At 48.3% G+C, this 10,053-nt stretch carries 8 protein-coding genes and 1 tRNA gene; 2 read left to right on the top strand and 7 right to left on the bottom strand.

Annotation, left to right across the window (positions count from 1 at the left end):
* Nucleotide 1: 1 nt before the first annotated feature.
* Nucleotides 2-76: transfer RNA gene (locus tag IT392_06710), tRNA-Thr, on the top strand.
* Nucleotides 77-297: 221 nt separating this feature from the next.
* On the opposite strand, the gene IT392_06705 is transcribed toward IT392_06710, so the two are convergent.
* From IT392_06705 to glgX, 3 genes are all read right to left on the bottom strand, one after another.
* Nucleotides 298-969 carry a TrkA family potassium uptake protein gene (locus IT392_06705; protein ID MCC6544180.1) on the bottom strand — a complete coding sequence of 224 codons (672 nt, stop codon included), beginning with the start codon at nucleotides 967-969 and terminating at the stop codon, nucleotides 298-300.
* A complete protein-coding gene (locus tag IT392_06700; GenBank protein ID MCC6544179.1) occupies nucleotides 966-2,429 on the bottom strand; it encodes a TrkH family potassium uptake protein in 1,464 nt (487 codons plus the stop codon). Before IT392_06700 ends, IT392_06705 begins: the two co-directional genes overlap by 4 nt.
* Nucleotides 2,430-2,557: 128 nt before the next feature.
* Complete coding sequence (glgX, locus tag IT392_06695; protein MCC6544178.1) at nucleotides 2,558-4,741, bottom strand: glycogen debranching protein GlgX; 2,184 nt, start codon at nucleotides 4,739-4,741, stop codon at nucleotides 2,558-2,560.
* 521 nt (nucleotides 4,742-5,262) lie between these two features.
* Here glgX and IT392_06690 point away from each other — a divergent pair.
* Nucleotides 5,263-5,952 carry a DnaJ domain-containing protein gene (locus IT392_06690; protein MCC6544177.1) on the top strand — a complete coding sequence of 230 codons (690 nt, stop codon included), beginning with the start codon at nucleotides 5,263-5,265 and terminating at the stop codon, nucleotides 5,950-5,952.
* A 3-nt stretch (nucleotides 5,953-5,955) separates the two neighbouring features.
* Here the strand turns inward: IT392_06690 and IT392_06685 are convergent, their stop codons facing one another.
* The 4 genes from IT392_06685 to IT392_06670 all read right to left on the bottom strand — a co-directional run bounded on the left by IT392_06685 (nucleotide 5,956) and on the right by IT392_06670 (nucleotide 10,015).
* Nucleotides 5,956-7,509: a methyltransferase regulatory domain-containing protein gene (locus IT392_06685; protein ID MCC6544176.1), complete on the bottom strand. Its 1,554-nt coding sequence runs from the start codon at nucleotides 7,507-7,509 to the stop codon at nucleotides 5,956-5,958.
* 114 nt (nucleotides 7,510-7,623) lie between these two features.
* Complete coding sequence (locus tag IT392_06680; GenBank protein ID MCC6544175.1) at nucleotides 7,624-8,175, bottom strand: hemerythrin domain-containing protein; 552 nt, start codon at nucleotides 8,173-8,175, stop codon at nucleotides 7,624-7,626.
* A 154-nt stretch (nucleotides 8,176-8,329) separates the two neighbouring features.
* The gene (locus IT392_06675) at nucleotides 8,330-9,469 is read right to left on the bottom strand and encodes a PQQ-dependent sugar dehydrogenase (GenBank protein MCC6544174.1); all 1,140 of its coding nucleotides are present in this window, start codon (nucleotides 9,467-9,469) and stop codon (nucleotides 8,330-8,332) included.
* Nucleotides 9,470-9,550: 81 nt separating this feature from the next.
* Nucleotides 9,551-10,015 (bottom strand): hypothetical protein, encoded by a 465-nt coding sequence (locus tag IT392_06670; GenBank protein ID MCC6544173.1) that lies wholly within the window; start codon nucleotides 10,013-10,015, stop codon nucleotides 9,551-9,553.
* Between the last annotated feature and the right edge of the window lie 38 nt (nucleotides 10,016-10,053).

Here is a 10,053-nt window from a genome sequence, read left to right as displayed (position 1 = left end):
TGCCGAGGTAGCTCAATGGTAGAGCAACGCATTCGTAATGCGTAGGTTGGGGGTTCAATTCCCCTCCTCGGCTCCATGCATCTTAGATTCAGGGGTGTGATGAGCACACCTCATAAGAATTTACCAAGGTGATTACAATGCAATTTGGAGGAGGCTGTAAATATCCGAGTCTTTTTTTGCATACTTCTTACTTTATTAACCGGGATAATTACGTTATAGAGCTATTATAAAGAATTCCACAGCTGTCTCCACAACGAACAGCAAAATAAAAATGGTTTCGTCTGCCATACTTACAGGTCACTCCCTTGACTCATGCAGCAGTTGCTTTGGGTGCCAGCGTTTTTCCAGGTTGCCAAGGTTCCTGCTGTGTGTCAGGATCACTATCTCATCGCCCGGCCGCAGCATCGTCTCATCATCGGAGATGGCAAACTTGTTTTCCCGATAATAGCAAATGACTCGGGCATCTGCAGGCAGCTTCAGCTCTTTGACGGCAACGGCGTCTTCTTCCCTGGCGGTGAATGTAAAAAAACGGGCCTCGTCCTTAAGAACCGTGGACAACTCGACGTTTTTACCTCCGCCGACCATATCCTGCAGGTAACGGCTGATTGTGCGAGAGGGGATGATCGTGTCCCCGAGCCCCAGCTCGCGGCAGATGCCCTCGAATTGCTCATCGGCAATGCTCGTCACTACTCGCTTGAAGCCGAGGGACCGGCCGACGAGGCTGGCAATGACGTTGGTCTGGTCGCTGCCCGTCAGGCAAAAGAGGATGTCGGTCTGTTCGGGATTCACCTCGCGCAGGATGTTTGGACGGCTGCCATCTCCCAGCAGAAAACTGCAATCCATCTCTTCAGACAATTCATCTATTTTTACCCTGTCGGTCTCGATGATGATGACTTCGTGGTTCTTCCTGACAAGAGCCTTAGCAGTTTCAATGCTGACTTCATCGGCTCCAATAAACACTATTCTCATTTTGCCTCCATTCTTCTGCCAACCCACGTTCCCGGGAACATCATCACGAGCCAGGCAATGATTTCCAGTCGTCCCAACAGCATATCCGTACACAGGACCGCCTTGAGGAGGGCTGGTAAATCGGTACTTGTGATTCCCACCGAAAGTCCCACGGTTCCCGTTGCCGAAACAACTTCAAACAACGAGTCCAGAGCAGGGTATCCCAGCGCGACAAACTGCAGCCATGACACAGCGACGACAACTATGAACATGAAAATCAGCATCAACGCTTCCTGAATCTCTTCTCCCTGCAAACGACGTCCCGGCAGCCGTGGTTCCAATACAGCGTGCCGCGGCAGGCACGAGCGTACGATGATAAACCTGAGCACACTGGCTGCTATCAGGAGCCGCAGCAGCTTGAATCCCCCGGCCGTGGACCCGACCCCTCCGCCCGCGATCATCGAGAAGATCGCCACCAGCTTGGAATAGGGATCGAGTTGTGAAACCGTTATGGATGAAAAACCGGTTGTAGTCTGCGCGGAAAAGGCCAGAAGCGGCGCATGATGAAGAACTTGTGCCCATGGCATTCCCTCCCGTAACCGCATGCCTGCGCCCATCAGAAGAGTGACGACAATTGCGGCAATTACTACAGACAGAAGTTGCAGCCCATCTATCGCAATACGCCGTTTTTGCCAGAATATCCGGTAGTAGAGCGTCAGAGGGATTGCCCCCGCGAGACAGATAAGTGTGATCCACGCCTGCGCAGGCAAACCTAATGTTGCCAGGCTGCCGTCATGAGTCGCAAAGCCTCCGGTCGAGACCGATGCAAATATGTATAATACCGCATCGAACAGTCCCAGTCCAGCCAGCAACGAACCAGCAATGCCGATGACGGTCAGCGACCCATACACGATGAGGACGTGCCGCGCGTGGGTTTTCGTATTGCCGACCAAATTGTCTTCTCCAACCTCGGTTACGGCAAGACCTTTGGCCAGCAGCCCGGGCTTTACCACCAGAGCCAGAGCCAGCACGACAAAGCCCAGTCCCCCATACCATTGCATCCAGGCGCGGCTGAAGAGAAAAACAGGCGATGCACCGATGAGCGTTGCCTTCATGCTCAGACCTGTGGTAGTCACTCCCGAGACGGCTTCAAAAAAGGCATCCGGAAAACTCAACCCGAAGCCCATCATCGGATAGGCCATAACGAGCGGCGTAGAGAGAAACATCAGCGCCACCAGCACCATGCCTTCATTAGCCTGCACACTGGCCGGCGCCCGCAGCCGTGCCAGGCTTGCTCCCAGGGCCGCGAGTCCGCCAACCACAATGCCATAACGCAGGACAGCGTCCGTCTCGCCATAGATCACCGATATGACCAGCGGCAGGACCGTCAGTACGGCAAGGACAAGGCACAGTTGACCGAAATACTTCAAAACCACCCGTAAGCGTACCGCATATCTTAGCTCAGTTGCCTGTTTAGTCATGAATAAAGCCGGTCTCCATTATCCTTTCCTTGCTAATAGCCCAGCTCGCCGGCAGGCATCCATCTTGCGCAGCAGTTCCGGATCAAGTGCCTTTGTATTTGTGTTCATGTCTATATCTACTTGCTCTGTCAGTCCATTCTTCGAACCAGAAGTATGGCGCTCGAATGTGGACCCATACGGTACGTTTGATGATCTTCCCAGAGCGGTTCCTCGCCCGCTGCAAACAGATCCTGCGGCGCTTCGTGGGATGTGTCAACGGCCAGAAACCACCGCTCCCCCGGAGGTACAGAAGGCAAACAAAAATCTACTGCGGTGGTGCCGGCATTGAACATCAGGCAAAGTGCAGCCTGCTCATCTTCATGGATCAGGCAGGCAACCTGTTTTTCTTTCGGATCTGTCCAGCGTGGCAATCCTCCCTGCGGGCCAAACCATTGGATCCCGGTGTCCATGTAGAATTGCTCTGTGCTCAGAATCGGGTGGTAACGGCGAAAGGCGATCATGCCGCGGGTAAACCGGTAGACTTCCCTGTGCCTCTCCAGGCAGTTCCAGTCATACCAGCTCATTTCGTTGTCCTGACAGTAGGCGTTGTTATTGCCGCCTTGCGTCCGGCGAAATTCGTCCCCGCCGAGCAGCATCGGAACCCCTCGAGAGATTAACAGGGTCAGCAGGAAGTTCTTTATCTGGCGTTTCCGCAAGGCCTCTATCCCGGCATCCGCTGTCTCGCCTTCAGCGCCGTTGTTCTCGCTGAAGTTCTCGCTTGTCCCGTCACGGTTGTTATCCCCGTTTGCTTCATTGTGCTTGTGGTTATAGCTCACCAGGTCATTCAAAGTGAAGCCGTCGTGGCATGTGATAAAATTGATGCTGCTTTCAGGGCCTTTGCCTGACCTGGTGTAGATGTCGGCGCTGCCGCAAATACGGCTGGCAAACAGACCAAGCATACCATCATCACCTCGCCAGAACCGCCGGACGTCATCACGGTACCGGCCGTTCCACTCCGCCCAGCGTCGTTCGGAGAAGCTCCCGACTTCATACGCTCCTGCGGCATCCCACGCCTCGGCGATGATTCTCACATCCCTTAAGATGGGGTCCTCGGCGATCCCCTCAAGAAGCGGGGGATTGGGCAGCAAGTCTCCGGAACGGCCCCGGCCAAGCACTGCGGCCAGGTCAAAACGAAATCCATCTACATGCATTTCCACCACCCAGTAGCGCAGCGCTCTCAGTATGTGGTCCCGCACGACGGGATGGTTGGCATTGATGGTGTTGCCGGTGCCAGTGTAGTTCCTGTATGAACGTTTATCGTCTGCCAGCATGTAGAAGATAGTGTTATCAATCCCCCGGAAACAGAGTGTAGGCCCCTCTTCGTTGCCCTCGGCCGTATGATTGAAGACCACGTCCAGGATTACCTCGATTCCTGCCCCATGAAAGGCCTGGACCATTTCCTTGAATTCCAGTTTCTGCTGACCCATGCCTCCGGAGCTGCTGTAGGATGCTTTCGGAGCAAGGAAGGCCACAGGATTGTAGCCCCAGTAATTAACAAGCGGCTGGCCTGTTTGCGGATTGATTGCTGTCACCTGATGTTCATTGAATTCCTGCACTGGCATCAATTCCACGGCCGTAACCCCAAGTTCTTTTAAATATGGGATCTTTTCCATGAGGCCGCGGTAAGTGCCTGGATGTTGCACACCGGAGCTGGGATGGATAGTGAAGCCGCGCACGTGTGTTTCATAAATGACCGTGTTCGACCATGGATGCCTGGGCGGATGGTCCTCATGCCAGTGGAAATGCTCATGGGTGAACACGCATTTCGGCATGGCTCCCGCATCATCTGTTTTCGAACAGACAACGTCTCGTTCCGGTGAAGACTGGTCATATCCCTGTGCCGGGGCAAAATCCCAATCAGGCAGCGGCGAGATCGCCGTTGCCAAGGGATCTATGAGAAGCTTGTTGAAATTGAAACGATGCCCGTTCCAGGGTTGATACGGACCGTCCACGCGCCAGGCATACAGCTGGCCAGTCCGGATCCCCTTAATCCAGACATGCCAGACGTCGCCCGTGCGGTAGCGCGCGGGGTCAAGATCAATCACCCTCGCTGCCACGGCATCTTCGGGATGATCAAACAGCTCGAGACGAACCCGGCTGGCGTGCCGGCTGAAGAAAGCAAAGTTCACCCCATCACCGCGTGCATAGGTTCCCATAGGCAATGGCATACCAACCCTCACATCAGTCTGTTCCGATACCTCTGACACGTAATCATGCAGAGAGCGCATTTTTTTCGTTTTAATTGCCTTCCGCGTCGGGGTTTTCTTATTCATTACATTATCCTGTCAGTTTTCTTGCTCTATTGTACCAACTCAAGGCCTGAAATCATATCTATTTCTTGAACTCCTGCTCCTTTCAGCGCTAAAGGAATATCAAGGAAAAAAAGTGAGAAAAATCGAATCGAATGCGGGTAATTGAAGTAATCACAGCGCCACGATCTGCTGGATCATACGGGTCCCAAGGTTTATTAACTTTTCTGACGGGAGATGAGTTGAGAATAAAATGATACAGGGTTATCTTCCGTATTCTCATTCCGTTTTGAAATATTCAACTTTAAAGTCTTCCGGTCACCGTTGACCATAAATGCGCTGGCCTATTGCTGTCTCAAGATGCTCCTTGTAGCAAACATGGTTATTGTGGTATATATGAGGTAATAATTTTTAAGGAGACCTGTTATGCCAACAAGATACTGTTATACAATAGAAATTATTCCAGTGCTTTTTATAAATAAGCAAATTTCTTTCTGCCATAAAAACAGAAAATCATCAAATAACTGCTGAATTTCAGAGAGGTTATGAAAAACAGACGCAATTACTATCGTGTGCTGCAGGTTCAGCCTGATGCTCCATTCGAGGTTATTCGGGCAAGTTATAAAGCGATTATGTTAGAATTAAAACAGCACCCGGATCTTGGTGGAGAAAAATGGAAGGCGCAAGTGATAAATGAGGCGTATGAATCACTCAAAGATGAAGCTAAAAGACGGGAATACGATAAAATGATGTTAGAAAAATACACTAATAATACTTTCAGCAATTCGGGTATAAACAGAGCGCTAAAAATTACAAGTTACTGCAGTTTCTGTAAGAGGCCGCTCTCACGTGATGATAGCTCAAAGGGATGTTGTCCAACATGTAAAAGCCCTTTAAAGAAGTTTGGAGTTGATCAATTTGAAAGAGAATGCAAGAGATCCGGGCCAAGAATTAAAAAATCAGACAAGTTTTATTATTACACAACATGGCCTCAGAAGGGTAATATTGCTGAGATGATTGATCTGTCCAGGAACGGTATTCGCTTCAAGTGTTTCAGTAAGCTCAGCCATGGCATGTTTATTAAGATCAGCGGTTCCTGGTTAAAAGGCATTGTGAAAATTAACAATGCAAGTAAGTCGCTTTACAATGGAGAGACAGAGTACATTATTGGCGCTGAGTTTGTGTCAGTAACATTCAAAGAAACGCGTGGAGTTTTCTATTCAGCAACTGCATAGATATTATTCTACAAGTAACGCGAGACGTGATATCTGTTTGAGTGAAGTCTCCAGTCCTTTACTGAGGATATCAATTGCTTCTGATCTGTCCCTTACCTCAACATCATTCATGCGCAATGATGCTGCTCCGGACTCAACCAGATTGGCCAATTCATTCAATATGGCTGTACGATCCCTGGTGCCATCCAATAGCAGCAACAGCCGTTGTTCGAGAGGGCCTTCCATTTGCACGCTCGTATGACGCAGGTTAGTGATACGGTTGCCGCTCAGCAATTGCAGCCGCGCCAGAGGACTTGCAACAGGACGTTCGCTAATATCCAGCGTAAAGGCCGGTTGATAAGTATGTAATTCTACGAGCCCTGCAGCATATGTCCATAATATTATTTTGGATAGAGAAGTTTCATCTCCTTCAAGCGCAGCGACATTTTTGCCTTGAAAACGATTTCTTACGCGGTTCAATAATTCATGGAAATCAAGTGACGCTGGCCAGGCATTGGCTAACTCTGCTATTGCGGCTTTTGCAAGCGGGTGTCCTGTCTTCATTGAAGCCCCTTGAGCATTTCGGAATTCTTCCTCTGTCTCTGATGTTATGTCAGATAATTGTGACATAGTCTGTGCTGAAGATGCTATATAGAAATTATACATCTGTTCCGGCTGAGGTGTCCGATTAAGATTGAGACCCTGCCGGCAGAGGAGAGAGCGTCTGAACCTCCGGCATTTGAGGAAATCGAGGTATTGCTCCTTCAGTACCACGCTGTCTTTTGCGAGGGTGCTAAGGGTATCTGTGACTTCCGAAGGGAATGACTCCTGCATGTCGTAGAAGTTAGCTTCGGATAAATACTGCAAGCCGTGATTCTCAGCACGTTCCATAAAACTGTAAAAATAGACCGGCAGATTAAACTCAGCAAGTTCATCGTGGTATATACCCTCATCCCGTCTTTTTCCCATTTGTTCCACTGCCTCTTTCAGGATTAACCTGTATGTGTTATCTGGAATTGACTCTGATAAAAATTTAACGAAATTCAGCGCATGGCTGATCTTCTCCTTAGGTTCATCAATTTGGGTGGAGTGAAAGCGCATTATCTCCCGTACCATACCTTGCAGGTGGTAACCGGGGTAAGTATTATAACTAATATACGCTATCCCATTCGGAAGCAGCAGGTCTTTACAAATGGAAAAAATCTTATCCTGTACCAGAGGCGGAACCCATGAAAACAGTCCGTGGGCAATGATGTAATCGAATTGTCCCAGTTCAGCAGAGACATCCATAATATCCATTTTTCTGAGAATGATATTTTTCAGACAAAGGGTATTAATCATAGCCTGTCCTTCAGTAATTGGGACCTCTGCAAGGTCTATACCTACAAACCTGCTTTCCGGTAATCCAAGGGCCATAGGGATTATATTGCCTCCGCTTCCGCAGCCCAGTTCAAGAACACGGCAGCGGTCTGCAGGAGCATGTTCCATTCCAAATAAAGTGGCTAATGTCGCAAGATTATCGGGATGCGACTGGGGATATGCATAACTAGGATAAAGAAATTTGTCATATGGATTCATGTTGTATAAAAATAATCCAAACTCGTAATACGTGTCAAGCGGTGTTTATCAGCGGTAAGCTGCTTAACTATGGAGGAAAGACATATAAGGTTTGATGCAGATGAACAGGAATTGTCAGGTGATTGATTTGATCAGTTGATCCGGCATATTCAAATAGTATTGTAACAGTTCGATGCCTAATTGGTCCATTTCTGCAGCTGCAAATTTATTAAGCAGTTCTTCCTGCTGATCTTCCGGTAGTATTTTATCCGCCATCGTATAGAGGATGTTGTCTTCCTTCATGATATGGGTGGCTAAAAGACGCGTGTAATTCCGGGCATTCTCAGCTATTTCCTTTATTGCATTAATATCGCCGGATGCGTATTTATCAATCCCTTCTGACAATGCCCGTGTATAGCCCCTGCCTGTATTATGTTCATCGAGCATTACGGCAATAGGACCGCCTTCTTTGGCAAATCCTTTCTCCCCCATGATCTTGAACAGGATATCCTCTTCTTTGCCATGATGATAATTGTCAGCGAAATTCCTGATGAAATCCAATGCCTTATTGAGTATATCAACTGGCACATTTTCACCATTCTCCAACTTCTTAGATGCTGATTCAAGCAACCTGAGCATCTTTTCAATTACCCTGTGATCTTTCTTCAATGCATCTGTGGCAATCATTGGAAATACTTCCTCCCAAATTCATTTCTGATCACATCATTTTAATACGGTGGAAATCCTGTTTGCTATGACAAGGATCATATGCAGCTGATAAAATCCTGGTAAACGGCACACTATAGGCATGTGGTTACTATTGTGAAACAAGCGAATATCCTTACGGAGAAAGAACGGCAGCATCAATACGATAGACACCGCCCTGAGAAGTGAGTATATAGAGTTCACCCTGTCCATCTTCTCCAAAGGAGGTGATATAGCCGCCTGGCCTGAGTGATTTCCAATCCTTGTTGTCCGTGATAGTACCATTGCTGTAAACAAAGCTCTTTACCCATCCGGCACAGTAGTCTGCATAGAAATAGGTCCCTTGAAACTCAGGGATGTCGGATCCCCGGTAGACATAACCTCCTGTGATGGAACAAGCGTTGCCGCTGTGGTCATAATCCAGAACCGGCATTGTCAGTCCTGTTTTTTGACAGCCGGGATTAATTCCGGGTGTGCAGATGGTACCCTCCATGATATTCCAGCCATAGTTTGCGCCCTTACCACCGCCTTGCGAGGCAGGGGCTATGTCAATCTCTTCACGTGCATTCTGTCCAACATCAGCAATATAGAGATCCCCTGTCTTGCGGTCGAAGCTAAACCGCCATGGGTTCCGCAGTCCAATATCCCATAGCTCTGGTCTGGCAGACGGCTGACTAATGAAGGGGTTGTCAACCGGAATGGTATAATTTCCCTGAGGTCGTACATCAATCCTCAGCAGAGATCCAAGTAAATCTGTCATATCCTGGCCATTACCCTGTGGGTCGTTTCCAGAACCACCATCACCCATTCCAATATACAGATAACCATCCGGTCCGAAGACTATATTCCCGCCGTTATGATTGGGAAATGGCTGGTCAATTGTCAGGAGGACAAGGTCTGGAGCAGCCTGAGCGATATCCGGATTGCCGGTGACAAGATAACGTACGATTCTGGAATCACCGGCATTGTCAGTGTAGCTTACATAAAATCGGTGATTTCTTACATATCCGGGATCAAAGGCAAGTCCAAGGAGACCCTGTTCATTACCGTTTGAGACAAGTTTACGGATATCCAGGAAGGGGGTCTCTAATAAAACACCATATTTTATAATACGGATGAGTCCGCCTTTTTCAACAATAAAAAGCCGGTTATTATCATCAGGTGCCGTTGTGAGATAAAGAGGAAAATCAAGGCCTGTTGCTATTGTTTTAAGACCCTTAGAAACCTGGTGCGACCGGCGGGAGGTATTTTCATTGCATCCAGTGAATGTCAGCATGAGGACTACTGATACGAGTACTGCCCTGAGTGTTCTGGTAATCATGGCATATATTTACCTGATTCTGTGAAGAGATGTTTTCTAATAATAGCTATGTGCGAAGACTATTCCTGCTACGGATGCTGCGAGTGATAGTGTCAGCAGGATCCAATGCATCGCGTTCATCCTGGAAAATACTGCCTCTATCTCGATCTTTACACCGCTTTTTACCATCCTGTCGAGCATCTTCTTTACGATAAGTGGTTCGAGACCGAATAGCATTATAAACCAGATCAGCCATATAAGGGTCATGATGAGTAATGGCAGACCCTTTGCTGTAAGATAGAGCTTGTGCCACCCTGTGAGATAGACCATCACGAAACCGGTTAAACCGGTAATGACATTATAAACCCTTGCGACAGGGGCAAATCTGTGTTCTATCCTTTGAAAAGTTAGCACCTTCTGTAACGGGTCATCCCATTTGATGAGCATAGGAATGATAATAATAGTAATGAAGCTTAGACCGCCGATCCAGATTATGACGGTAAGGAGATGAATAATATGCATGAGGGTGAACAGCACAGATATAAAATACCAATATGGTA

This window comes from Nitrospirota bacterium (assembly GCA_020846775.1).
GTDB lineage: Bacteria > Nitrospirota > 9FT-COMBO-42-15 > HDB-SIOI813 > HDB-SIOI813 > RBG-16-43-11.
This window is presented reverse-complemented; position numbering and strand designations above follow the sequence as displayed.

Excerpts from the sequence above, each read along its gene's own strand:
- IT392_06705 (MCC6544180.1), bottom strand. The coding sequence starts at position 969 with ATGAGAATAGTGTTTATTGGAGCCGATGAAGTCAGCATTGAAACTGCT.
- IT392_06700 (MCC6544179.1), bottom strand. The coding sequence starts at position 2,429 with ATGACTAAACAGGCAACTGAGCTAAGATATGCGGTACGCTTACGGGTG.
- glgX (MCC6544178.1), bottom strand. The coding sequence starts at position 4,741 with ATGAATAAGAAAACCCCGACGCGGAAGGCAATTAAAACGAAAAAAATG.
- IT392_06690 (MCC6544177.1), top strand. The coding sequence starts at position 5,263 with ATGAAAAACAGACGCAATTACTATCGTGTGCTGCAGGTTCAGCCTGAT.
- IT392_06685 (MCC6544176.1), bottom strand. The coding sequence starts at position 7,509 with ATGAATCCATATGACAAATTTCTTTATCCTAGTTATGCATATCCCCAG.
- IT392_06680 (MCC6544175.1), bottom strand. The coding sequence starts at position 8,175 with ATGATTGCCACAGATGCATTGAAGAAAGATCACAGGGTAATTGAAAAG.
- IT392_06675 (MCC6544174.1), bottom strand. The coding sequence starts at position 9,469 with ATGCTGACATTCACTGGATGCAATGAAAATACCTCCCGCCGGTCGCAC.
- IT392_06670 (MCC6544173.1), bottom strand. The coding sequence starts at position 10,015 with ATGCATATTATTCATCTCCTTACCGTCATAATCTGGATCGGCGGTCTA.